We start from the raw sequence: 25,859 nt of genomic DNA on the forward strand, positions 1-25,859 counted from the left end.
TTAAACTCTCCATACTCTTTTATTAACATAATTCGTATAGGATATTAATATTCTTATAACCTTCTCCGAAACGTTTGGCATGGAGTAATCACTAACAAGCTTTAAGGTATTACTTTCCTGCGCCTCCAACACCGAAAGACCCTGTAAAATTCTCCCCTTATCCAAACCAATCATCATTACAGAAGCTTCCTCCATTGCCTCAGGTCTTTCATGGGCTTCCCTAATATTCAACGCCCTAAAACCCAAAATAGAAGATTCTTCACTAATTGTTCCACTATCACTTAACACTGCACGCGAACAAAGTTGTAATTTATTGTAATCATTGAAACCTAATGGCTTTAATGTTTGGATTAATGGATGTAATTCAACTCTAGTTGTGTCAATCATTTTTCTAGTTCTAGGATGAGTACTTACGATAATCGGGAATTCAAATTGCTCAGCAATAGCATTCAAACTATCTATTAAATCATTAAAGTTTTTACCGGAATTAATATTTTCTTCCCTATGAGCTGAAACAACAAAATATTGATTTTCATTCAGCTCTAGTCTTTCTAAAACATCCGAATTTTCTATTTCTTCTCTTTTCCAATTTAATACTTCGTACATCGGACTCCCAGTCTTAATTATCTGATCTGCGGGTAAGCCTTCTCTAAGTAAATATTCTCTTGCAATGTCACTGTATGTAAGATTAATATCAGCTGTATGATCGACAATTTTACGGTTTGTTTCTTCTGGTACACGCTGATCAAAACAACGATTCCCCGCTTCCATATGGAATATAGGAATTTTCCTTCGTTTTGCCGCTATCGCACATAAGCAACTATTAGTGTCACCAAGTACCAAAAAAGCATCTGGTTGTACTTCTTCCATAATTGGATCAATTTTCACTAAGATATTTCCAATAGTTTCTACCGCCGTACCAGTTGCTGCATTTAAAAAATAATCTGGTTTATCTAGGTTGAAATCTTTAAAGAATACTTCATTTAATTCATAATCGTAATTCTGACCTGTGTGAACAAGCGTATGTTCAATAGCTTCTGATTCTTCTAACTTATTAATTACAGCGGATAACCTGATAATTTCAGGTCTTGTCCCAACTACCGTCATTACCTTTAACTTTTTCATTATTAAACCTCCAGATAATATGTATCAGGTCGTTCTGGATCAAATAATTCATTTGCCCACATAATTGTAATCATATCTTTGTCACCTAAATTTTCAATGTTATGTGTATAACCAACAGGTATATCTATTACTTCAAACTTTTCTTCACTAACAAAGTATTCAATAACTTCCTCAGAGTTAACCTTTCTAAAACGGATGACGCCTTTTCCACTAACCACTAAAAATTTTTCATTTTTCGTATGATGCCAATGTTCACCCTTGCTAATACCAGGTTTTGAAACATTGACCGACACTTGACCACGATCTACTGTTCTAATAAACTCAGTAAATGAACCACGATCATCCTCATGTTTTTCTAATGGATAACTAAAATCCTCAGAATCTAAATGACTCAAATAAGTGCTATAAAGTTTTTTTGTAAAATCGTCTGCCATATTAGGAATTAACCGGTTGTCGCGACTAGATTTAAATTCTTGTATTAAATCTACTATTCTCCCTAACTTAACATTGTGTATTGTAGCTATTTCACCATAGTTATCAACGGTGTTGGGATTACCTTCTAAAGCATTCACAAATTCATTTATCACGTCATCAATATATACAAGCTTCAACATAACATTAGGGTCATTAACCTTTATTGGTAACCCATTAGCAATGTTATGACAAAATGTCGCTATTGCACTATTATAGTTTGGTTTACACCATTTACCGAATACGTTGGGTAGCCGATATACGATTGGTTGCACATCATTGTTTCTTCCATAATCAAATAACAGCTCTTCTCCCGCTCTTTTACTTTTCCCATAGGGATTATCAAGTTCAGCTTGTGTCGAAGAAGTAACTAGTACAGGACATTTATTATCGTTTTCCTTAAGTCGATCTAATAACAAAGAAGTTAAACCATAATTTCCTTCCATAAATTCTGATTCATCTTCTGGTCTATTAATTCCTGCCAGGTGAAATACAAAATCAGCCTCTTTACAGTGATCATTTAAATCATCCAAATCGTTATCTCTATTAAACAATAAAAGATCATTGTACTTACGATTATGAAGTTCTGCAATTAAATTCTTTGCGATAAAACCATTTGATCCTGTAATGAGGATTTTCATTTTTATCTCCACCCTTTCAGTTCGTCTCGTACAAATTCTAGTTCTAATAACTTTTTCTTCACTTCCTCTACATTTAAGCGATATGTATTATGGGAGTTGTATTCATCTTCTGTAGAAAGCTGATGATCACCTTCTTCAAAATATTTATCATAATTTAGGTCCCTTTGATCCGCTGGCACTCTATAAAAGCCATCTAAGTCTTCAGCTACTACATGTTCTTCTTTCGTTAATAATGTTTCATATAATTTCTCACCATGGCGAGTACCGATGACCTTTATTTCATTATCTACTTCAAACAACTCTTTCAATGCTTGCGCTAAATCACCAATTGTAGATGCTGGGGATTTTTGCACCATAATATCCCCTGCTTCCGCATTTTCGAAAGCAAAAGCGACTAACTCAACTGCTTCTTCTAAACTCATTAAAAACCTAGTCATAGTTGGATCTGTTACCGTTAATGGTTGTCCATTTTTTATCTGTTCAATAAACAATGGTATAACAGACCCTCTAGAAGCCATTACATTCCCATATCTTGTACCACAGATTAATGTTCTATTCGGATCCACCGTTTTTGATTTAGCAACAAATACTTTCTCCATCATTGCTTTTGAAATCCCCATTGCATTTATTGGGTATGCTGCTTTATCAGTAGATAAACAGATTACTTTTTCAATCCCACATTCAATTGCAGCAGTTAACACATTTTCTGTTCCTTCTACATTTGTTTTCACCGCTTCCATTGGAAAAAACTCGCATGATGGCACTTGCTTTAAAGCCGCTGCATGAAATATATAGTCTACGCCATACATAGCATTCTTCACACTGGATACGTCACGTACATCACCAATGTAAAATTTTAATTTGTCATTTTTGTATTTTTTTCGCATATCATCTTGTTTTTTCTCGTCACGTGAAAATATGCGAATTTCTTTAATATCTGTATGTAAAAACCGTTCCATTACTGCATTTCCAAAAGAACCTGTACCACCAGTTATTAGCAATGTTTTCCCATTAAACATAATTTCACATCCTATAAAAATTCACTCTTAACTTCAAGATACTTATTCCCTACAATTTCATATACTTGATCCAGTTTCTTTTCATTAATAGAGTCATAACCTTTTCCAATACTTTTGTTAGAAACATTAGCAGTAATTTTTTTTAGTATTTTTTCATCGTGTTCTAAACCTAAGAATTGTAATATTCTCGATAATTCACCTGCTGGATTATTAACAAAAGTATTATAATCCAAAGCAATATATTTATCATTAGGCATTTTTCGAAATGATTGTGCTGATTGCTCTACAGATTCCAACCATTGTTTTGCGGATATTTCAATTGCCGACATCCTTTGAGCGTCTTTTTCAAACTCTTTATATTTCGGTCCCCAGTAACTAAGTCTTTTTTCTTTATTAAAAATCTTTTTTACACGATTTAATAGATATTTGGACCCGTAATATGGAATATCAGCAAATGGAATAAATCTAGCTTTTGCTAATAGATATTTAATATCTAATTCTGCTTTCCACCTTATTTCCGCACTTGCCACAACATCTATTGGATCTCTAAAAAGAAAGATATACTTGGCATTGGGTATTACTTCGTTCACGAAATCCACTCTTAAGGAATTTGCACATGTCTTTTCTATTACGTTATCTACATTATATTTTTCCCTTACCCAATCAAACTGTTTAGCGATATATTTTTTATTTTTATTCGTTGCATCATTTGGAGTAAATTGATCATGTTCTATTTCCTTTTGACCATATCTCCATATATAATTAATTTCATCACAAGGCCAAGTAGCAAGATCATCGAGTTCACATAATAAATCTCTTAACATATTTGTTCCTGACCTCGCAGCACCTATTATTATGATATCCATCTACTCACCTATTTTTTTTATAATATTTTGATATGCCTTCTCTGTCGTAAGATATTGTTCAAAATAATGCCTTGCATTTTTAGAGAATTGCTCTCTTAAAGATTTGGAATCTTTTAATGACATGAAATTTCTATAATATGTTCCTATATCTCCGGTCTCACACCACAAACCACAATTTGCATCTTCTGTAATTAATTTATCATAATCTGTTCGAGCGTCCGTTGCAGCTAAAACAGGCTTTCCAATTCGCATTAGATTCAATGTCTTTGAAGGTATGTTCGGAATTGTATAATTTCTATTTAGATTAACTAACCCCACATCACTTAATGCTAATAATTGATCATATTCTTCGGTAGGTACAAAATCATACATTTTCACATTTGGAAGTTTCTTTCTCTTCAATATTTCTTTAATCTTATTTTTTGCTATTCCTTTACCGATAATTAAAAACTGAACATCATTAATATTTTCTTTATGTAATTTATCTGCCAGTTCTATCAGAAACTCTAACTCGTTAGCAGGACTTATATTCCCTCCAAAAGTACATACAAATTTTTGATTTAATTCATACTTGTTCTTTAGATTTTCTAAAGCTCTATCTGTTGGTTTATTGACAGTATAAACTGATGACCAATTTTCTAATATAAAAAACTTTTGTTCGTTTATATCGTTATGCGCTTTTAAATATTCTATATTTTGCTGTGACATACACCCTAGATAGTCAGAAATATTATAAATCTTCTTTTCTATATTTCTAAAAAAGGAATAAACAGGCCCTCTCTTTATCATATTGATGTCAAGTGCATTTTGAGGAAAAATATCCTTTACTACTAAGAGATATTTAGCATCCTTATACTTTTGCTTTAAATTCTTTACTGTGTAGTATAATGTGATGGCAGGTGTGGGATAAATTACTAAATCAAAATGAATACCTTTAAAATGTTTATCTATAGCATTATTAAAATAAAGTGGTAACAATAAAGCTGTTAAGCCTTTTCTAAACTTGTTCACCTCAAAATAATTACCTGCTTTAATCCAAAGAATCTGATGATTTTCTTCTTTTTGAACAAATGTTTCGTTGCCATTTTTGTTCTCTAGAAGTGCAGCAACATAAACATTATGTCCTTGTTTAGCAAATTCCCTGCTTAAATCCTTATACATATGTTCTCTTTTTTTATCAAATGGATAGTTTAACATTAAGAATAATACATTCATTTTATTACCCTCACTACAGTTTCTATCATAATTTTCATATCTTTTAAAATAGTTGCTTCTTTTATATATTCAACATTTAAACGGACCTTTTCAGGGAAAATAATTTCATTATAAAATTTCTCTGGATTGTCACTATTATTAATCAGTTCATCTTCATCCTTAAATTCTAAAGTAGCTTTTCCTGTTATACCTGGTGGTACTAATAACACATATTTATATAATTTATTTGTATTACGATATAAATGTGGCATATCTGGTCTAGGACCTACAAAACTCATCTCACCTTTTATTACATTAATTAATTGTGGTATTTCATCTAATCTGAATTTTCTTAATATTTTTCCGATTCGTGTGATTCTCATGTCACCCTTGTGTGTAATTCCATCTTTTGTGAAAGAGTCGTTCTTCATAGTTCTGAATTTTATTATTTTAAAAGTACGACCTTTATATCCCATTCTTTCTTGTTTAAAAAGTATTGGAAGTCCACTATCTAAAGCAATCCACAAACCAATTATGATTGAAATAGGTAACAGAACAATAAACATTAATAGGCTCACTATAAGATCAAATACTCTTTTCATTTGAACATATCTTTTTATGGAGGATAGCGTCTTATCGTCGTTATCAAGGTCTAGTTCAACATCGTTTTCTAATTGCTCCATTCTATCACCACAAGCCTTTTATTAATTTAACCACTTTAAACAAATCATCATCTGACATTTTCGTATCCGAAGGCAAACAAACACCACACTCAAATAAATGTTCCGACATTCCTTCACCAATAAAATCATAATCCCTAAAGTACGGTTGCATATGCATTGGCTTCCAAATAGGTCTAGCTTCAATATTCTCTGCCTCAAGTGCTTCGAATATCTCCAAAGGTGTTACTTTACCGTTCAAAGTCATAGAACTCAGCCAATAATTAGGTTCATTCCAATTATTACTAGGCATAAATGAAACACCTTCCAACTCACTCAATTCTCGCTTATAAAACTCAAATATATATCTTTTCTTTTCTACTCGTTGATCAAGTACCTTTAGTTGTCCCCTTCCAATCCCTGCTGCTACATTACTCATTCTATAGTTAAATCCTAATTCACTGTGTTGATAATGACGCGCCTGATCTCTAGATTGTGTTGCCCAAAATCTTGCTTTGACAATACGTTCGTCGTTATCAGAAACTAACATACCTCCACCAGAAGTGGTGATAATTTTATTTCCATTAAAAGAAAAGATACCATAGTTCCCGATAGTACCTGTATGCTTTCCTTTGTAATATGTACCCAGTGATTCAGCTGCATCTTCAATTACAACCACATCATATTTGTTACAGATTTCCATGATTTTATCCATGTCTGCTGCTACCCCATATAAGTGTACAACGATAACCGCTTTAACTTCTGGGTATTTCTTAAACGCTGCTTCCAATGCTTTGGGACTCATATTCCAAGTCTCAAAATCACTATCAATAAATACAGGAATTGCATTCTGATAAATAATAGGATTAGCTGTTGCTGAAAATGTAAGTGTTGGACAAAAGACCACATCATTTTTTTCTACACCTGCTGCCTTTAAGGCTAAATGAATGGCTGCAGTACCAGAGGAAAGAGCTGCCGCTGATTTCGAACCAACTTTCTCGGCTAACTCATTTTCAAATTCATTCACGTTTGTACCTAGTGGCGCTATCCAGTTAGTATCAAATGCTTCTTGAACAAACTCTTGTTCAAAACCTTCATCACTCATGTGTGGTGAAGAGAGAAAGATACGGTCATTCACTTTAGTTGATTCCATTAAGATTGTCTTCCTTCCTAAGTCGTCTGTAGTTTAGTAGTTTGCGACTTTATTAAAAGATTTAAATAAACTCGAAAGCTACCAAATATTATCTCAAAGCACCTGTACTAAATCATTCGTTGACAGGCACCTGAGTTTTTTTTCGTTCTATAATAGAATCCTTTATTTCGCTATTTCTGTCTCTCTTTTCTTTTGTTCTGCGAAGACGATTTCCATTAAATATTCTTTTAATAGTTCGTCACTTTGATCATTGAAACTATCTAACAATTCCCACAATCGATTCTGTTCTACCTCGATTGTTTTTCCAACATAAATTTTCTCAAAGACTGCTTCCGGATGCACTTCATCATCCCCAAGCAATTCCTCATACATTTTCTCACCAGGTCTAATACCAGTATACTCAATGGGAATGACTTCTTCCGTGTAACCGGATAGTTTAATAAGGTTTCTCGCTAGATCTACTATTTTTACAGGATCCCCCATATCCAAGACGAAAATTTCTCCACCTTTAGCTAAGGTCCCTGCTTGAATAACTAGTCGTGATGCTTCTGGAATAGTCATGAAATACCTTGTCATTTCAGGATGTGTTACAGTTACTGGTCCACCTTGCTCAATTTGCTGCTTGAATAGTGGTATAACACTGCCACGACTTCCAAGTACATTTCCAAAGCGTACCGCTACAAATTTTGTTTTACTCCGTGATGCTAGGTCTTGTACAACCATTTCAGCTAAACGTTTTGTAGCTCCCATTACATTAGTTGGATTAACAGCCTTGTCCGTAGAAATCAACACAAAGGTATGAACACCAAAAGCATCAGCCGCTTCTGATACATTCTTTGTACCGATAATATTATTTTTTACTGCTTCATGTGGATTGTATTCCATCAATGGAACATGTTTATGTGCAGCAGCATGATAGATAATTCTTGGATTGTGTTCCTCGACAATTTCAAATATTCTTCTTCTGTCCTGTACATCTGCTATAATAGGTCTGATTTCAATTTCATCTTGTGGGTATTTTTGTTGTAATTCCATATCGATCGAGTATATACTAAATTCACCATGTCCAACTAATAATATCTTCTTCGGTGTAAAACGTGTTAATTGTCTGCAAATCTCAGAACCTATCGATCCACCTGCACCGGTTACCATTACCGTATTACCTGTGACATACTCGGAAATAGAATTAATATCTAAATCGACTGGGTCACGTCCTAATACATCCTCTACATCGACGTTTTTTAATGAACTTACCGATAGTTTACCAGATACGATATCTTCTATTTTAGGTACCATTTGTACTTTTGCATTGGTACTATTACAGATCGCTACCATTTCTGATAAAGCACCGTTAGCTAATGAAGGAATTGCAATAACAATATGTTCAATCTCTAAATCTCTGACTAACTGTGGTATTTCTTTGGTGCTCCCAGCAACTGGAAGATCATAGATTTGCATTTTATGCTTGGCGAAATCATCATCTGCAAAAGCTACCGCAACTAAATCAGTATGTTGTTGTTCATTACGCAATTGCCGAGCGATCATCGCACCTGCTGCTCCGGCACCTACTATTAGTGTTCGTTTTTTATTTCGTTTATCAAAAATAAAACGATCGCGGTATATTCTCCAAACAAATCTTGAACCACCAATTAAAATAATATGTAATAACCAAGTAACAATAAGTGCCCGCCGGTAAATAGTAAAGTCATTTACTAAAGCTTGAACAATTACAGTTGCAACAATGGTAAATGTAATGGCTTTTACAATCGCCATTAATTCACCGATACTGGCATAGGACCAAACTTTGTGATAAAGCTTATACATAAACGCAAAAAGATGGTGAAACAGAAGCAATGCAATAGACGTTATTGCGATTACTTCTATTCCACTCAATGGTGTATTGGGATAAACGATCCATGATGCAATGAAGACGGCTGTACTGACAATAAGTGAGTCCAGTAATATTAATAAAAATATCCGTTGTTTATACCCCATAAAGCCATCCCTTTCTCCTGTTTATCACTTAATGATTGATTTTCGTTGTTGCTAATTCTTCGATAATTTTTCTAACGTCGTCACCTATTTCATCGTTCTCTAATGCAAATTCAATGGTTGTTTTGATAAACCCTAACTTCTCTCCAACATCGTAACGTTTGCCTAAAAAGTCGTACGCAAACACACTTTGTGAGTCATTGAGTTGCTGAATCGCATCTGTTAATTGGATTTCGCCACCTGCACCAACTTGTTTTTGGTCTAAATACTTAAAAATGCTTGGTGATAGTACATAACGTCCCATAATGGCTAGGTTAGATGGTGCGGTACCTTGTTTTGGCTTTTCCACAAATTTACTTACCGAATAGTTTCGTCCTTTTTGTTCTTTCGGATCAACAATACCGTAACGATGTGTATGATTGCCTGGCACTTGTTGAACACCAATTACCGATCCACCAGTGTTTTCGTATTGATCGATCAGTTGTTTTAAACACGGCGTCTCCGCTTGAACAATATCATCCCCAAGTAACACCGCAAATGGTTCATCACCAATAAACTTACGAGCACACCAAACAGCATGACCTAATCCCAATGGTTCTTTTTGTCTTATGTAATGAATGTCAACTTCTGCTGGTTGTTTCGTTTTTTCTAACAGATCGTATTTACCTTTTCTAAGCAAATTATCTTCTAGTTCAAAGTTATGATCGAAGTGGTCTTCAATCGCACGTTTTCCTTTACCTGTCACAATAATAATATCTTCTATACCTGAAGCAACTGCTTCTTCTATAATATATTGAATTGTTGGTTTATCGACAATCGGCAGCATTTCTTTTGGCATTGCTTTTGTTGCTGGCAAAAAACGTGTTCCTAACCCTGCTGCAGGGATGATCGCTTTTGTGACCTTTTTCATTTATTTCAATCCTCCATAATGAGTGATAAAATGTACCTTTGTAACAAATCAATATCTACATATATCTATACGAAGAACACACCCTTAAACAGGGGGGTTTCGCGAAAGTTAAGATTCTTGATAAACATACATCTACAATACACTTTAAAAAGCATATATCACCACGCAGTACTTTACAATTAAAAAATACCTAATATTTTCCTTTTCTTGATCTTGTCTGGGACATCGCCTACAACGGTATCGCCATTGACTAAATACTGGGCATTTTCCATAAACCAATAAACCAAGGATGCGCCAAATTCGTCCTTCACCACTGTATGTGCTTCTTGCATTACAAAACCTCTACTTGTAATATTATGTGCATCTGAGGCAATAAAATGTGTTAAATTAGCTTCAACCAATTGTAAACTAAGCTTCTTGACTTTCTTGCCGAATTTACCCGCTAGACTTGCAGCCGTAACTTGTGTCAAGGCGCCATTACTTACAAGATCGTATAAGATATTCGGATTCTCCATAATTTCTTTATTACGTTCTGGGTGCACGATAATAGGCTTGACTTCTTGTAATTGCAAGTCAAACATTAGTTGTTTTGTATAACGCGGAACATGGTTGGATGGAAATTCCACGAATAAATATCCACTTGTATCGTTTAGTGGAAGTAGTTGTCCATTCTCTAAGTCGGTGATCATCTCTCCATTTATTCGTGTTTCTTGGCCAGGTAGAATGTTGAGGGGTATATCTTCTTCTTGTAATCTATCATTCAATTGATTAACCGTTTCTATTATATCTTTTTTATAGTTATCATAACTACCATTTAAATGATGGGGGGTGGCAATAATCGTGTTGATTCCTTGTGAAACGGCAGATTTCGCCATCGAGACACTTTCTTCCATATGTTTGGCCCCATCATCTAATCCGGGTAGAATATGACAATGAATATCTATCATTTTTATTCATGTCCTTTCTCAATGTATGCTACTCTAGTCTCAGTTCTCTATTAGAAGTATAACAGGTACGTAAAGAAATGAAAATAGGAGAAAGCAGCCGAGTTTTGTCGAAAGTGAATTACTTTCTGTAAATTCTGACTATTTTCTCCACATAAATTATTGATATTAAATTGTTTGCTGTTACGCGAACCTTAAATCGGAGTAACGCACCCGCTTACCCATTAAAAATCCCCAATATTTTTTTCTTTTTAATAGGAAAAGGTTCTTCTCCTTGTATCATTTGTCCATTTACTAACAGATTCATATTGTCTTGCATAGTATAAAGTTGATCGATAGATACATTTCTTTTTAACGTCTGCCAAGCTTCCTCCATATAATAATGTTTAGTCTCTGCTGTATCAGAACCCACAAAATGAACTAAATTATGATTTAATAGCTGCATCGTGTTTTTTTGAAGTTTTTTACCTTTTTTTCCTAGTAAACTCTTCGCACTCACTTGTACCAGTGCTCCGTTTTTTACTAGGCTATACAAATGGTTGGGATCATCTTGAATTACAGTGTTTTTCTCTGGGTGGATGAGAATTGGTTTATAACCTTTTAACTGGATGTCATAACAAAGCTGTTTCATATAGGCAGGAATATGATCGTACATCAATTCAATCAAAACATATTTTGGATCTTTCCCATGGAATAATAATGTTTGCTTTTCTAACGCTTGTTCTAAATCCCCGGTAATTCTAATCGTCTGAGTTGCGATTAACTCCACATTAACATTCTCCGCATATAATTTCTCGTTTAATTTGTTTACCAAATTTATAATCGTATCTTTGTTCGATTCCAATTTACCTTGTATGTATCGAGGTGCAGCAATAATATTTGTTATACCTGTTTTTTCTGCTTCTTTGGCCATCATAATAGAGGAAGCGATGTCTGAGACACTTTCTCTGTTAATCGGTAAAATATAGGTATTAATATCCAACATCTGAACCACCCTTTCATATATATAAGACTTTAGTATTGTTCTTTATAACGATCGTTCTATATAAAGAATACCATATTCGTTATATTTTGAAAAGGCTGAATTCGAGATATTTTCGTTTTTTTAAGTGTTTTTGTGGAAAACTAGGCGAATGTAACCAAAAAGACCATTCGACAGATATGATCTTGTCGAATGGTCTTTACTTAATTTCCATAATAATAATAATGTCCTTTTTTCTGTTCGCGGTCATTTAAGACAACGCCTAATAACTTCGCACTGCCTACTTCCAATAATTCTTTCGCTTTGATCGCAGCGTCATATTCGGTCTGGTTACTTCTGACAACCATAACGACACCATCACAAATGTTGGCGAGAATCTGCGCATCGGTTACTGCGAGGACTGGCGGTGTATCAAACAATACAACGTCATATTCTAAGGAAACATTTGAAATCATCGTTTCCATTGCTTTAGAACCTAGTAGCTCAGATGGGTTTGGTGGAATTGGTCCACAGGTCAGAAGGTCTAAACCGGCTACATCACTATTTGCGATTGAATCCTGCAGCTCCGTCTCACCTACCAATACACTACTTAACCCTTTGCGATTATCGATACGGAAGGTATAATGTAGGGTTGGTTTACGCAAATCTGCATCAATTAATAATACCTTTTTCCCTTGTTGAGCGAAAACAATCGCCAGGTTTGCGGTCGTTGAAGACTTACCTTCAGATGGACCAGATGAGGTAACTAACATCGTTTTCAGCTCTCCATCAACTGATGAAAATTGCAGATTGGTACGAATCGTTTTATATTGTTCCGAGATCGGAGAACGCGGGTTCATCTTGGTAATTAAATGTCTAACATTGGATAGTTTAGACTGTTTTTTTCCTCTGACCATTTACGCTCCCCCTCTCTCTGTTACCGTTAATTGTTGCAGGGTTTCCCATTCTGGTCAACATATCTTTCTCATCGATATGGGAAACAACCCCAAGGATCGGTAACTCTAATTTACTTTCTACATCTTGTTCGGTTTTGATCGTGTTATCTAAATATTCCAATAAGAAGGCTAGTCCTACCCCAACCATTCCACCTAGTACAATTGCAATGGCAATGTTCAACATTGGCTTTGGATTCACTGGTGTCGGGTTCGCTGAGACGACTGCTTCAGATAAAACACTTACGTTGTTTACGTTCATTAAATTCGGTAAATCTTCACGGAAGACTTCTACTGTTGTATTAGCAATTTCTGCCGCAATTTCTGGGTCAAAGTCTGTAGCAGTAAGAGTTACTACTTGGGAGTTTTGAGAATTTGAAAGAGATAATTTCTCACCTAATGCTCCAGGAGAAATTGTCAAATTCATTTCATCAACAACTTGGCTTAAGATTCGATTACTTGTGACAATATCATTATATGTATTAATTATTTCAACATTGGATCGGATTTGATTTAGACTGACTTCGCTTGTTTCATTTGTATCCTGATTAACGATAAATTGTGTACTAGATTGATAGCTTGGTGTTAAAATAAAAAAACTTATGATGGCACTTACTCCAGCTGCACCAATGATTAGTAAGACAATCAGTAACATACGTTTCTTGAGGACTTCGAATATTTCTTTCAGTGATATCGTTTCTTCCATTACTTTGTTACCTCCGAATTTAAATCTTCATTTTTGTCTGATGAATTCTTTGCATGTACTTCGGAACACACCATAAACGAAATTATAACATAAATCTTTTTCATTTGTTATAAAGGGTTGGTATTTTTTTGTGAAATATTTGGATAAAAAAGTTATGCGAATGAATAAACAAAGCCTATGTATGGATATACACAGGCTTTACTGTATTAGGATACTTGAAACCATTCATTTTTCAATGCTGTAATAACTGCGTTTGTCCGGTCTGGCACTTCCAGTTTTCTCAAGATCGAGCTAATATGGTTTTTGACTGTTTTGTCTGTGATGTATAGTTGTTTACTGATGCGATTATTGCTGTAACCTTGTGTTAAAAGCTCCATTACTTCCCATTCGCGATTGGTGAAAACACCAACTGGCCGCTTGACCTGACGCTTATGGATTTGGCGGTAGTCTCCTAACAGAATTGGAGTAAGATCTTCATGTAGATAATGGCCGCCTAATAAGATTTTCTTAATCGCATGAATCAATTCTTCCTTTTCCATTCCATTAAAAAAGTAACCATGGAGATCCATTTTAAATAAGTTAGTGAGCTCTGGGTGATCAGCATCCTCTGTCCAAATAATTACTCGCTTATTTTTGTCGGAGTACCGTTTGATCAGTGAGAAGACGTCGGTTTCTGTGTCAATATCTACGATAAGAAGATCAATGATATAGTCGTCAACCTTTTCCAGTTGATTCGGTTCTATTGCGACCACATCATAATTGATCAGTTGATTGGACAATACTCCGACTAACCCTTCTCTGTAAATAGAAGCTTCTTTTATAACAGCAATGCGCATTAGTATGATTCCTCCTTTATTTTTCAAAAAAAGATGGCTATTTCCAAAAAACAACAGAAATAGCCTAAACGATGCAAATATTGTCAGGTAACCAGGCGATCATAGGAAGTTTGGGATCCCTTAGACCCTAGGCTTTGCGTCCCGTTCTTTCAAACGGTTTGCCTTTTTCTATATTAAGTTATTATCTATTCTTTATGATACAGTTTTCCTAGTTCGATTTCAATATAAAGTAAAAAGATTTAGGTAAAATGAATCGTTTGGTAGCTAAAATGGTAATTATTTGAAAAAAGATAGGTGATTTAGGGTATATTCACTTGTTGTAATGTGTCGAATTAAGGCTCTTTTTGTTGGATTATTGAAGAGAGCTTTCATTGTGGAATTAAGATATTGAATTTTTTATAGAGTAATTGTAGGTAATTGTACTTAAAATTATGAAAAATATTAATAGAGGTCTGGGTTAAACTGTACAATATATTGAACAACTGTTTTGTTTGTCGATTGGAGAGAGGGGTGAAAAAGCTGCTAGAATTAATATTGGAGAATACTACTTGATGAACCTAGAGGAGATTAGTCATTAGCAGGTTGGTAGCAATTTTCAGGGATAACAAGATACTTTCGTTCATTCCTCATTATACAGCTCTAAAAAATCCAGATCATATTCCCCTTCAAATATTAAAGGCTGATCGTCTTTGTTCAGGTATCGCAGATTATCTCTCTTTCTTTCCAGTTCTGTTTTGATTGGTTTCTCGGCATTTGTTTGTTGATGAATCGACTTATCTTCTGTATCGGTTATGATAGCCATAATAATAACGGTGGCTACGCACAATGATAAAGTGCTAATCGTAACAACTGTCCATTTTAGTAGTTTTTTTATCATATCTGCTACCTCCCTTTACTTTTTATGGTAAATGATTCTATGATTATTATCAAGCTTTTAAGAAATGGTTATTAATACACATCCTTCACGGGATAACCCGCTCTGCTCGCGGGATATACTCTTCGCTAGACGGGATAACTTACGCTGCTCACAGGATATCTGGACTTATCCCGTGAGCAGGAAAGGTTATCCTGTGAAGAGAAGAAGTTATCCCGTCAAGAGCACCACTTATCCCGTGAAGTAAAAAGGATACCCCAAAAAAAGGAGTATCCTAAAAAATCATTTTAGTTGTTATAACGATATACGCGCGCCTCATATGGTCGGAAGCTTGTCGCGTGGGGGTCTTCCAGCTTATAATTTGCTAGCTTTAATTCCAGATTTTCCAATCCAAACTTAAAACTAGTTTGTTCATTAAATAGATTTACTATGATGACAAAACGATCCCCATCCAATGTACGTGTATAGGCATAGATATGCGGGTGGTCCTCTGCGATTAGGTCATAGCTTCCATAGATTAGGGTGTTGCTTGCTTTGCGAAGCTTGATTAACTTTTTGTAATAATGGTAAATCGAGTCTGGATCGTTTAGATTGTTTTCGACATTAATATCCCCGTAATTCGGGTTAACTTTTAGCCATGGTGTACCTTTTGTGAAGCCGGCATTGTCTGCTGTTGACCATTGCATTGGCGTGCGGGAGTTGTCGCGTCCGCTTTTCCAGATGCCTTCCATGATTTCCTCATGTGATTTTCCTGCTTCTCGTTCTTTTTTATAGAGGTTTTTGATTGCTACATCGTTGTAATCATTAATGTCATCGAATTGGACATTGGTCATGCCGATTTCTTGTCCCTGATAGATAAAAGGTGTTCCTTGCATTAGGAAATAAAAGGTTGCTAACGCTTTTGCCGATGTTTGGCGTAAGCCTGCATCATTTCCCCACGTCGATACCGAACGGGGCTGGTCATGATTTTCAAGGAATAAGGCATTCCAACCAACACCATCGAGTCCTTTTTGCCATTTGGTTAAGGTTTTCTTTAATTCAGGTAGTTCCAATAAACCCTCTGCACCTGTACCCCATAGGTTTAAATGCTCGAATTGGAAGATCATATCGAAATATCCGTTATCCTCTCCAACCCACTGATCTGCCTCTTCGACTTTGACACCATTTGCTTCGCCGACGGTCATAATGTCATAGTTGCGCAATGTTTTTTCCGCAAATTCGCTTAAATATTTATCAATACCTGGCTGGTTCATATGGCGGTCAAAGGATGGTACATAGCGAAGTTTCTCCGGATTTGGCATATCTGGAAAACCGGCTGCTTTTTTGATATGAGAAATCGCATCGACACGAAAACCATCGATTCCTTTGTCTAACCACCAGTTCACCATATCAAACAATTCTTTTCGTACTTTTGGGTTTTCCCAATTCAAGTCAGGCTGCTTTTTTGAAAAAACATGGAGATAATACTCGCCTGTCTCCTCGTCATATTGCCATGCAGATCCACTGAAAATCGACTCCCAATTGTTCGGCTCCTTGCCATCTTGCCCAGGATGCCAAATATAATAATCGCGGTATGGATTATCCTTTGATGATCGTGAGTCAATAAACCATGGATGTTCATCCGATGTATGGTTAATCACCAGGTCCATGATTAATTTCATGCCGGATGCATGGACCGCTTCTAACAATGCATCAAAATCCTCCATTGACCCGAATTCATCTGAAATTGCTTGATAATTACTAATATCATAGCCATTATCATCATTTGGTGATTGATAAATCGGACTCATCCAAATTACATCAATACCTAATTCTTTTAAATAGGGAAGCTGTTGGATCACACCTTGAATATCTCCAATGCCGTCCCCATTTGCGTCCATGAAGCTACGCGGATATACTTGATATGCCACTGCTTCCTTCCACCATTTTTTCAACATATTTATCCCCCAGATTTCGTTATATTTTGATAGACTCTGTAAAAAAGTGAAAATGTAATAAAGCTGATCATACTACCCGTGAAAAATAGTAGTAGAAAAGGTAAACCATTTACACTGACATAGATGATCAGAAAACTGGTACCGATCGTTGCCAAAAATAAGACCGGACTGCCAAAGGTAAGGAAGAGTGCTTTTTTCAAAATAGCACGAATCGCGATGGCATAATGCACCATAACCGACATCACGGTCAATGTATACACATAAAGCACGACCCCAAAAACGATAAATGCAAACAATAAGACAGTATGGTTTGCTTGTAAATACACGACATCAGCTATAATGATGGTCCACAGAGGCGTGAGCAAAAACCCCACCTTCATGCTTACTTTATAATTATCGCGGTAGTGCCTTGAAAATGCCTGCATTATCGATTTTTGCTCACGATCTGCTATCCAGTCTCTTACCGAAGCGAACATTGCTGCTGTTGCAGGAAATAATAGAAACGGTGAGAGAATCGCGATTAGTGTAAATAGTAGTGGAATCGATCTGCCTTCTGTGAACAAGGCACCGAGCACTAAAAAGACGATCGGCAGCTGAAAGGTCAGCCATAATAGATTGATAACAGAAAAACGCATGATCCACTCCGCCACTTTATAGACACCTGTCATTGATTCCACCTCATTTCTACTTAACGGCACCTTCTGATACCCCAGCTAGAATTTGTTTCTGTGCGATGAAATAACCGATAATCACCGGAATGATCGCAATCGTTAAGCCTGCCAGTGCTAAGTGCCATTGCTTCGTATACTGACCAAAGAAATAGAACATCTTCAATGGTATTGTAGCGTTATTTTCGTTCAAGACTAATGATGGCAAAAGGTAGTCATTCCAGATCCAGATTACATTCAGAATCCCGACCGTCATTGAAATCGGTTTTAATAATGGAAAAATGATATGGCGGAAAGTCTGGAATTTATTTGCCCCATCAATAATCGCTGCTTCATCGAGAGATTTCGAGATTCCTGTCATGGATCCATGATAAAGGAAGATCGATAAACTTGAGCCAAAGCCTAAATACATGAAAATCAGACCTGCCTGGTTTAGCATATCAACTTTTCCAAAAAGTGATACTAATGGAATCATGACCGATTGGAACGGAATCAGCATCGCACCGACAAAGATAAGTAAAATAATCGAGCTCAATTTACTTTTATTACGTGCTAATGCATAGCCTGCCATCGATGAGAAAAAGACGATAATCGCAATACTTACGACAGAAACAATGATTGAGTTGGTTAACGAACGAACAAAGTCGAGATCGATAAACGCTTCAACAAAGTTACTCGTCTGTACTTCCTGCGGCAAGCCTAATACGTCTGTAAAAATTTCTTTCTTCGACTTAAACGCATTGACGATCATTAAATAGAAAGGCGCGATCCAAACGAGGCCAAGTAACAATGCAAATAGTTCTCCAATGTATGTTTTTCGTTTCATTACATGTCAACCTCTCGTTTCTTATTGTAATAGACTTGTGTTAAGGAAATAATCGCCACGATCAGAAAGAAAACAACGGCTTTTGCTTGTCCATAAGCCATTTCATTAGAACTGAACGCAGTCTTAACAATTTCCATTGCCACCATTTGTGTCGATTCAAATGGCCCCCCGTTTGTTAATGAAAGGTTCTGATCATACATTTTAAACGAAGTCGATAAGGTTAAGAACATACTTACGGTAAACGCTGGTGCCACAAGTGGAAATGTAATATTTTTGAATCGTTGAAAACTGTTCGCCCCATCAATTTTAGCTGCTTCGATCAGTTCATTCGGAATGTTTTGCAAATAAGCGATGTAAATGATCATAATGTAACCGGCCATTTGCCAAACGGTTAATATTACAAGTCCCCAAAAACCTGTTGTTGTCGTCGATAACCAGCCCTGTAAGCCTGCAATACCCAGTGCTTCTCCAATATCGGAAAATACACTGATGAAAATAAATTGCCAGATAAAACCTAGAATCAAACCACCGATTAAGTTTGGCATAAAGAAAACGGTTCGAAGCAGGTTGGCTGACTTCAATTTACGTGTCACAATTAAAGCTAAAGATAAACCAAAGAAATTAAGCAGAATTACCGTTACTACTGAAAATTTAATGGTAAACCATAATGAATTTAAAAATGCTGTATCATGTATTAAACGTGAATAATTCTCAAAACCGATAAACCTTGTTGCCCGGAGTCCATCCCAGTCGGTAAAAGAGTAAAACGTTCCATAAAGTAACGGAACGATCACGACAAGGGCTAAAGCAAGCAATACCGGAGAGAGAAATAACCAAAAGGAAAGATCACGATTTCGCACCTTCATCCCCTCCATTCTATTGATTTAAACACACATAGCAAGCAATGATTGCTTGCTATGTGTCTCTTTATTTTACTGTCTTGCTGATTCCCATTCTGCAATGGCTGCATCAATTGCTTCCTCAAATGTAGCTTCATCACCTAGATAACGTTGAATATTAGAACCTAATGCATCTTGTCCCCACATAGTTGGGTAACCAGAGAAGATCCATCCGATTGTATTACCAGCTTCTGAATATTCATATACTTCTTTTGACAATGGATCAACAATTTTGTCTGTGTCATATCCTTCGTAAGCAGGAATGAATTTAAAATCTTCCAATACCGCTGTTTTCCCAGCTTCTGACGTATACATCCAATCTAAGAAATCTTTCGCTGCCTGAATCTCTTCATCTGTTCCTTGATTGTTGACTGCCCAATAATTTGGAACGCCTACCGGAATACTGCCTTCATGCCCTTCGACAGGGATCGGAATAATACCAATGTTTTGTGCTACTTCTTCATCCATTTGTTGAATGGAAGGATATACCCAGTTTCCTTGCTGGATCATCGCCACACGCTCAAGTGAGAAGTACTCTTCCACTTGTTGAGAGTAATCAAGACTTAATACAGGTCCAACCGAATAATCTGCCTGTAGATCAATAAATCGTTTGAACTCATCTGCTCTTTCAAATGCAAGTGTTTCTGCCTGGTACGCTTTCATTACGTCCTGATCAAATTCTGGTGACAGGTAAGCATTGGCCGCATGGTCACCAATGACCCAGCCTTCTTTACCTGGGAAAGCAAAAACACTGTCAATCCCTAATTCCTCTTTCATACCATCGAGCGTTTGAACCGCTTTTTCTAAATCTTCATAAGTTAGAAGATCATCCGGATTAATACCCGCTTCTTCAAAAATACGTTTATTGTAAATCAGGCCATAACCTTCTTGGTTAAATGGTAATCCGAGAATTTCTTCACCATCTTTAACAGTGGATAGCGTACCATCTAATGCCGCATCTGCCGCTTTTGTATCTGATAAATCTGTTAAGTATTCACGATAATCCTCTACCCCTTGAGGACCACCGATATTAAAAATGTCCGGTGCTTCACCTGAGTTAAATTCCGTTTTCAATACTGGATCATAATCCGTACCACCACCAACGGTTTTTACTGAGATGGAGACATCAGGATTTTCTTCTTGATATTGTGCAACAAGATCCTCAAACTGATCTTTAAATTCTACTTTTCCTTGAAAAATATCAATCGACACCTGTTCACCAGATCCCGCATTTTCATTGCCGGACTCTTCGTCTGACCCACCACATGCCGCTAAGGCAAAGGCTATTGCCAGCATCAATAAAACGAATAACATTTTTTTCATCGTAATCATTACGCCCCTTTTTATTTACAATTAATAAAATTGACATCGTTTACTTTTTTGCGCAAACGATTGCATCAACTTCATAGATTAAGATTATCATAGGATAAAAGAAAAGACAATAATTAATTCAATGAATTTTTTACCATCTCTTTAGTATTTTCATGTCGATCTCTTGTTATTCATAGGACTTCTTTATTTTCATTAAAGGAAAGATTTTTATGAATAATTCATGAGAAATTAGGCAAACGCATGCCCAAAAGGAATCATTGGGATCTTTGAAGATCACATAAAACAGTCATTCACTTCAGGGGAGATTTATTGAGGAAATTTAGGAGATTCCGTGTGACATTGGCATTTGTGAAGTTTGACGGGATAAGTAGTGTTGTTGACGGGATAAGTGTCCGGCTTGACAGGATAACTCTTGCTGTTCACGGGATATATGCATTTATCCCGTGAACAGTAGAGCTTATCCCGTGAAGAGAGCAAAGTATCCCGTGAACAGACTATTTTAGTAACTCTTGGACAAGCTGTTTGTTTTTTTCTTTAAAAATATCGTTATGGGAGGAGACCATGGCTACCTCTCTTGCGTCAGGGTTGAGGTATTTTTTGGCGCTGTTTACTGCCTTCGCTGCGTCATTAAATGCGCCGAGAATAAGGTGGACTTTGCTGTCATATTTTACTTTGTCGCCTGCTGCGTACAGACCGGGAACATTGCTGTCGCCTGGTATGTAAAAATCATCGATTAAATCTATTGGTAAATCGCTATTTTCCAGTAGCGAAGAGTCGCGGTCGAAGCCATGGTTGATTAACACTTCGTCAATCTCTACAGTCGTTGTTTCTCCAGTTACCGTGTTGGTTAGTTCTACTTCATCGATTCTTGTTTTGTCATTCCGTGCATTTAGTTTGCTAATCATTGTCTGAAAAAAGATTTCCACACTGCTGTTGATCAATTGTGTGATGGCTGCTTCATGGCCATTTAACTGATCTCTTCGATAGGTAAGGTATACTTTTTTGGCAATTGGTTCTAATTCGTTGGCCATGTCAATTGCGGCATCGCGTCCACCAGAAATGACGACCACTTTATCTTTGAATTTTTGAAAAGATTGCACTGTGTAATGTAAATTGGTTAACTCAAATCGTTCTGCCCCCGCTATTTCCAGTTTTTGCGGTTGTAGGATGCCGCTTCCTGTTGCGATGATGACCGTTTTGGAATAGTGAACTTTTCCTGAACTGCCTCTTAACTCGAAAATACCATCTTCTCGTTTTGTGATCGATTCTACTTTTTCATTGAGAACGACGGTTGGCTTAAACGTTTTCCCCTGTTCTACTAATTGATCGATTAATTGCGCACCGGTTACCGGCAATAATCCGCCCACGTCCCAAATCATTTTTTCCGGATAGACATGAATTTTTCCGCCTAGCTTCGGCTGAAATTCAATGATTTTCGTCTTCATCTCTCTCAATCCACTATAAAAACTGGAATATAATCCAGCAGGTCCCCCACCTATTATGGTTACTTCAAATAGATTCATTATGACGCCTCCATTTTTTTCAGAAAATATTGACAATGATTTATCTTACTATTATTATTATAAATGAAATTGATTCTCAATATCAATTAAAAATAATAAAAAGGGGAGAAAAAAATGAAAAAATTTGTGAGTTTGCTTTTATTATCGATTCTTCTTCTTGCAGCTTGTGGAGATCAGGAAGAGTCTGCCAGTGCAAATCAGGAAGCAGATACGATTACATACGAATCAGAAAATGGTCCGATTGAAGTACCTGCCGACCCGCAGCGCGTAATTGTGTTAACTGGTGGATTTGCAGGGGATGTTCTTTCCCTGGACGTGCCATTAGTTGGGGTCGATACCTGGGCGAAAGATAACCCTAATTTTGATTTAGAAGGGGTCGAAGTCGTCTCTGATGAAGACTTAGAAAAAATTATTGAATTGGAACCAGATTTAATTATCGGTCAAAGTACAATAAAAAATTATGATAAATTGAGTGAAATTGCACCTACCATTACGTATACATATGGTGCACTCGATTATTTAGAACGTCACATTGAAGTAGGAAAAGCGTTAAACAAAAAAGAAGCAGCACAAGATTGGGTCGATGATTTCAAAGAAAGGGCAACACAAGCTGGTGAGGATATTAAAGCAAAAATCGGTGAAGATGCTACCGTCACTGTTATTGAAAATTTTGATAAAGAATTATATGTATTTGGTGATAACTGGGGACGCGGTACAGAGATTCTTTACCAGGCGATGGAACTTAAGATGCCTGAGAGTGTAAAAGAAGTCGCACTGGAGGATGGCTATTATACATTATCATTAGAAGTACTTCCAGATTATGTCGGAGATTATCTTGTCATCAGTAAAACAGAAGAAACCGAGTCTTCCTTTATGGAGACAGAAACCTATAACAATATCCCTGCCGTACAAAATGATCAGGTATTTGTAGCGGATGCCGAAACCTTTTATTTCAATGATCCGATCACATTGGATAACCAGTTAGATTTTTTCATTGAAAGCTTTTTAGAAGAATAAAACGATGGCAACGAATCGATTTTTTTCCTATAAATTACTCGGAAGTATCTTGCTGTTATTGCTTGCTAGTTTACTAGCGATGCGCTTTGGTGCTGCTGATACTTCGTTACAAGATGTAGGCTTAGCTCTGATCGGAACGCAGGAGTCAGATACGATCATGATGCTTCAGGAAATCCGTTTTCCAAGGGTGGTAGCAACCATTTTTGTCGGAGCTGCTTTAGCAGTGGCAGGCGCGATTATGCAAGGAGTCACGCGGAATCCTTTGGCAGATCCCGGCATTCTCGGTGTGTCAGCAGGTGCTAATGTGGCACTTGCATTCACGATCGCGCTCCTTCCATCCGCTAATTATTTTATGGTGATGATCGCCTGTTTTATCGGCGCCTCGATAGGTACCTTATTAGTGATTGGTATTAGCTCAATCAGTGCAACTGGATTTTCAGCATTACGAATTGTTTTGGCAGGGTCAGCCGTTTCTGCTTTTCTTTATGCTGTAGCCGACGGAATTGGGATTTATTTTAAAATTTCAAAGGACGTATCGATGTGGACAGCAGGAGGATTTATCGGTACCAATTGGAATCAATTACAAGTGATCCTGCCTTTTATTGTGATTAGTCTTGTTGTTGCCTTATTTCTAACCAGGCAACTCTCGATCCTTAGTCTGGATGAAGATGTGGCAGTTGGGTTAGGGCAATCGATTATTCTGATCAAAACGATCTTTTTTCTATTGATAAGTATTTTGGCTGGCGCTGCTGTTGCTTTGGTGGGTAACTTGGCCTTTATCGGTTTGATGATTCCCCATATCGTTCGTGCAATGGTTGGCACTAATTATCAGCGAATCATTCCATTGTCGATAACGATTGGCGCTACGTTTATGGTTTTGGCAGAAACAGTTGGCAGAACAATTAATGCGCCATATGAAACCTCTGTAGCAGCAATTGTGTCGATAGTTGGCTTGCCTTTTTTCTTAATCATCGTTAGGAAAGGGGCGAAAGCAGTATGATTGATCAGCGAATTAAAAAACAACGAGTGATTATTATCGTACTCGTGAGCTTGTTGGTGTTAATCGCGTTATTGAGTTTAGGCATTGGTTATTCTTCTGTTTCTTTTGACAGAATTATTCCTACCATATTTGGAGAAGGTACATTTAAAGAAGAGTTTGTCCTTTTTTCCGTTCGTTTACCTCGTATTTTCATTACGATATTAGCAGGGATGGCCTTAGCCTTATCTGGGGCTATTTTGCAAAGTATTACGCGCAATGACTTAGCAGACCCAGGAATCATTGGGATCAATGCCGGTGCAGGGGTCGGTGTAGCGGTTTTCTTCTTATATTTTCCAATCGAAGCGGGCAATTTTGTCTATATCTTGCCGATTGTTGCCTTTATGAGTGCACTGTTCATTGCTGCATTGATTTATATTTTTTCTTATACAAAAGGTAGCGGGATTCAACCAATTAAGCTGATTTTGGTCGGTGTCGGCTTTTCTCTGGCATGTTCAGGTGCGATGGTTGTGATGATTTCATCGGCAGCTGATCAAAAGGTTGATTTTATCGCAAAATGGCTGGCTGGTTCAATTTGGGGAACAGATTGGCCATTTATTCTAGCACTCGTTCCATGGCTTGTTTTGCTGGTACCGTTTATTTTTTATAAGGCAAGCAAGTTAGATCTATTGGCATTCAGTGAACCTGTTGCTGTTGGGGTCGGCGTTAAGGTTGAAAAGGAACGCTTATTATTACTAATTGCAGCTGTCGCCTTAGCCGCTGCTGCCGTTTCTGTAACAGGCGGAATCTCGTTTATTGGTTTAATGGCTCCCCATATTGCAAAATCGCTAATTGGACCGAGGAATCATCTTTTTATTCCGATTGCGATGTTGATGGGTGGACTTTTGTTACTTGTTGCAGATACAATTGGTCGTAATGCTGTGGAACCCGAAGGAATTGCAGCCGGGATTGTGACAGCACTGATTGGTGCACCTTATTTTATTGTTTTGTTGTTGCGGAAGAAGTGAAGGGGGGGCATTGTAGATGTCCCTCTCATTTCAAGTACTGCTTTATCTCATCTAATGATTTGTGTTCATACACATTTTCGATTATCTTTTCTAAGGTGGCAATGTTTTGTTGTTTTAGTTGTTGAACTATATCGTCAGGAACGGCTTCTATATATTTTGCAATGAGCTTAACCGCTGTTTTTACTAGAGCATTAGTAGCGCCTTCTTTTCTTCCTTCTAGTCTTCCTACTTCTCTTCCCTTTTGTTCCAAACGTTCTGCCAAGGTCATCACGATATCGCTCCCTTTAGGAAATGTTTTCTCTACACACTAAATTATATTAAAAAACTTATCATGAGGCTTAGTTAGTTT

The 25,859-nt window shown here is 36.7% G+C and carries 25 protein-coding genes and 1 riboswitch; of the genes, 3 read left to right on the top strand and 22 right to left on the bottom strand.

From position 1 onward, the window contains the following. The 21 genes from wecB to BUC25_RS02825 form a co-directional block, all read right to left on the bottom strand. Nucleotides 1-1,125 (bottom strand): non-hydrolyzing UDP-N-acetylglucosamine 2-epimerase, encoded by a 1,125-nt coding sequence (gene wecB / locus BUC25_RS02725; RefSeq protein ID WP_073199408.1) that lies wholly within the window; start codon nucleotides 1,123-1,125, stop codon nucleotides 1-3. A 2-nt stretch (nucleotides 1,126-1,127) separates the two neighbouring features. After that, a complete protein-coding gene (locus BUC25_RS02730; protein WP_073199411.1) occupies nucleotides 1,128-2,237 on the bottom strand; it encodes a capsular polysaccharide biosynthesis protein CapF in 1,110 nt (369 codons plus the stop codon). A 2-nt stretch (nucleotides 2,238-2,239) separates the two neighbouring features. After that, nucleotides 2,240-3,256, bottom strand: coding sequence for a polysaccharide biosynthesis protein (locus BUC25_RS02735; RefSeq protein ID WP_073199413.1), 1,017 nt, complete (start codon nucleotides 3,254-3,256; stop codon nucleotides 2,240-2,242). Nucleotides 3,257-3,267: 11 nt separating this feature from the next. Further along, nucleotides 3,268-4,122, bottom strand: coding sequence for a sulfotransferase family protein (locus BUC25_RS02740; RefSeq protein ID WP_073199415.1), 855 nt, complete (start codon nucleotides 4,120-4,122; stop codon nucleotides 3,268-3,270). Continuing rightward, nucleotides 4,123-5,337: a glycosyltransferase family 4 protein gene (locus BUC25_RS02745; RefSeq protein WP_073199417.1), complete on the bottom strand. Its 1,215-nt coding sequence runs from the start codon at nucleotides 5,335-5,337 to the stop codon at nucleotides 4,123-4,125. It lies immediately after the preceding gene. After that, the gene (locus BUC25_RS02750; RefSeq protein ID WP_073199419.1) at nucleotides 5,334-5,999 is read right to left on the bottom strand and encodes a sugar transferase; all 666 of its coding nucleotides are present in this window, start codon (nucleotides 5,997-5,999) and stop codon (nucleotides 5,334-5,336) included. The genes BUC25_RS02745 and BUC25_RS02750 overlap by 4 nt, the downstream gene beginning before the upstream one ends. A gap of 4 nt (nucleotides 6,000-6,003) precedes the next feature. Next, the gene (locus BUC25_RS02755; RefSeq protein WP_073200468.1) at nucleotides 6,004-7,113 is read right to left on the bottom strand and encodes a DegT/DnrJ/EryC1/StrS family aminotransferase; all 1,110 of its coding nucleotides are present in this window, start codon (nucleotides 7,111-7,113) and stop codon (nucleotides 6,004-6,006) included. Between the two features lie 177 nt (nucleotides 7,114-7,290). Next, nucleotides 7,291-9,123, bottom strand: coding sequence for a polysaccharide biosynthesis protein (locus BUC25_RS02760; RefSeq protein WP_073199422.1), 1,833 nt, complete (start codon nucleotides 9,121-9,123; stop codon nucleotides 7,291-7,293). Between the two features lie 28 nt (nucleotides 9,124-9,151). Continuing rightward, nucleotides 9,152-10,030 (bottom strand): UTP--glucose-1-phosphate uridylyltransferase GalU, encoded by an 879-nt coding sequence (galU, locus tag BUC25_RS02765; RefSeq protein ID WP_073199424.1) that lies wholly within the window; start codon nucleotides 10,028-10,030, stop codon nucleotides 9,152-9,154. A 179-nt stretch (nucleotides 10,031-10,209) separates the two neighbouring features. Further along, entirely contained in the window at nucleotides 10,210-10,977 is a 768-nt protein-coding gene (locus BUC25_RS02770) for a tyrosine-protein phosphatase (protein ID WP_073199426.1), read from the bottom strand. Between the two features lie 214 nt (nucleotides 10,978-11,191). Further along, nucleotides 11,192-11,959 carry a CpsB/CapC family capsule biosynthesis tyrosine phosphatase gene (locus tag BUC25_RS02775; protein WP_073199429.1) on the bottom strand — a complete coding sequence of 256 codons (768 nt, stop codon included), beginning with the start codon at nucleotides 11,957-11,959 and terminating at the stop codon, nucleotides 11,192-11,194. A gap of 200 nt (nucleotides 11,960-12,159) precedes the next feature. Next, nucleotides 12,160-12,852 carry a CpsD/CapB family tyrosine-protein kinase gene (locus BUC25_RS02780; RefSeq protein WP_073199431.1) on the bottom strand — a complete coding sequence of 231 codons (693 nt, stop codon included), beginning with the start codon at nucleotides 12,850-12,852 and terminating at the stop codon, nucleotides 12,160-12,162. Then, a complete protein-coding gene (locus tag BUC25_RS02785; RefSeq protein ID WP_073199433.1) occupies nucleotides 12,827-13,594 on the bottom strand; it encodes a YveK family protein in 768 nt (255 codons plus the stop codon). The genes BUC25_RS02780 and BUC25_RS02785 overlap by 26 nt, the downstream gene beginning before the upstream one ends. 206 nt (nucleotides 13,595-13,800) lie before the next feature. Continuing rightward, on the bottom strand, nucleotides 13,801-14,430 hold the full coding sequence (locus BUC25_RS02790) for a response regulator transcription factor (protein ID WP_073199436.1): 630 nt from the start codon (nucleotides 14,428-14,430) through the stop codon (nucleotides 13,801-13,803). A gap of 83 nt (nucleotides 14,431-14,513) precedes the next feature. Next, nucleotides 14,514-14,603, bottom strand: a riboswitch (cyclic di-GMP riboswitch). A 446-nt stretch (nucleotides 14,604-15,049) separates the two neighbouring features. Continuing rightward, nucleotides 15,050-15,307, bottom strand: a complete 258-nt coding sequence (locus BUC25_RS02795; RefSeq protein ID WP_073199438.1) for a hypothetical protein — start codon at nucleotides 15,305-15,307, stop codon at nucleotides 15,050-15,052. A gap of 284 nt (nucleotides 15,308-15,591) precedes the next feature. Then, nucleotides 15,592-17,241 (bottom strand): glycoside hydrolase family 13 protein, encoded by a 1,650-nt coding sequence (locus BUC25_RS02800; protein ID WP_073199440.1) that lies wholly within the window; start codon nucleotides 17,239-17,241, stop codon nucleotides 15,592-15,594. Nucleotides 17,242-17,243: 2 nt separating this feature from the next. Further along, nucleotides 17,244-17,939: a YesL family protein gene (locus tag BUC25_RS02805; protein ID WP_139251754.1), complete on the bottom strand. Its 696-nt coding sequence runs from the start codon at nucleotides 17,937-17,939 to the stop codon at nucleotides 17,244-17,246. Continuing rightward, a complete protein-coding gene (locus BUC25_RS02810) occupies nucleotides 17,926-18,735 on the bottom strand; it encodes a carbohydrate ABC transporter permease (RefSeq protein WP_073199445.1) in 810 nt (269 codons plus the stop codon). The genes BUC25_RS02805 and BUC25_RS02810 overlap by 14 nt, the downstream gene beginning before the upstream one ends. After that, nucleotides 18,735-19,595: a carbohydrate ABC transporter permease gene (locus BUC25_RS02815; RefSeq protein ID WP_073199447.1), complete on the bottom strand. Its 861-nt coding sequence runs from the start codon at nucleotides 19,593-19,595 to the stop codon at nucleotides 18,735-18,737. The genes BUC25_RS02810 and BUC25_RS02815 overlap by 1 nt, the downstream gene beginning before the upstream one ends. Before the next feature lie 72 nt (nucleotides 19,596-19,667). Further along, nucleotides 19,668-20,957 (bottom strand): ABC transporter substrate-binding protein, encoded by a 1,290-nt coding sequence (locus tag BUC25_RS02820; RefSeq protein ID WP_073200470.1) that lies wholly within the window; start codon nucleotides 20,955-20,957, stop codon nucleotides 19,668-19,670. A gap of 503 nt (nucleotides 20,958-21,460) precedes the next feature. Beyond that, nucleotides 21,461-22,489, bottom strand: a complete 1,029-nt coding sequence (locus BUC25_RS02825; protein WP_073199449.1) for an NAD(P)/FAD-dependent oxidoreductase — start codon at nucleotides 22,487-22,489, stop codon at nucleotides 21,461-21,463. A gap of 114 nt (nucleotides 22,490-22,603) precedes the next feature. On the opposite strand from BUC25_RS02825, the gene BUC25_RS02830 reads away from it, so the two are divergent. Genes BUC25_RS02830 through BUC25_RS02840 form a run of 3 tightly spaced genes read left to right on the top strand, consistent with a single transcriptional unit; the run spans nucleotide 22,604 to nucleotide 25,510 of the window. Continuing rightward, nucleotides 22,604-23,506, top strand: coding sequence for an iron-hydroxamate ABC transporter substrate-binding protein (locus BUC25_RS02830; protein ID WP_073199451.1), 903 nt, complete (start codon nucleotides 22,604-22,606; stop codon nucleotides 23,504-23,506). 4 nt (nucleotides 23,507-23,510) lie between these two features. Further along, nucleotides 23,511-24,506 carry a FecCD family ABC transporter permease gene (locus tag BUC25_RS02835; RefSeq protein WP_073199454.1) on the top strand — a complete coding sequence of 332 codons (996 nt, stop codon included), beginning with the start codon at nucleotides 23,511-23,513 and terminating at the stop codon, nucleotides 24,504-24,506. After that, nucleotides 24,503-25,510 (top strand): FecCD family ABC transporter permease, encoded by a 1,008-nt coding sequence (locus BUC25_RS02840; protein WP_073199455.1) that lies wholly within the window; start codon nucleotides 24,503-24,505, stop codon nucleotides 25,508-25,510. The genes BUC25_RS02835 and BUC25_RS02840 overlap by 4 nt, the downstream gene beginning before the upstream one ends. A 25-nt stretch (nucleotides 25,511-25,535) precedes the next feature. Here the strand turns inward: BUC25_RS02840 and BUC25_RS02845 are convergent, their stop codons facing one another. Then, the gene (locus tag BUC25_RS02845; RefSeq protein ID WP_073199458.1) at nucleotides 25,536-25,778 is read right to left on the bottom strand and encodes an RpnC/YadD family protein; all 243 of its coding nucleotides are present in this window, start codon (nucleotides 25,776-25,778) and stop codon (nucleotides 25,536-25,538) included. Nucleotides 25,779-25,859: the final 81 nt, after the last annotated feature.

It is taken from the genome of Gracilibacillus kekensis (assembly GCF_900143085.1).
Taxonomy (GTDB): Bacteria; Bacillota; Bacilli; order Bacillales; family Amphibacillaceae; genus Gracilibacillus; species Gracilibacillus kekensis.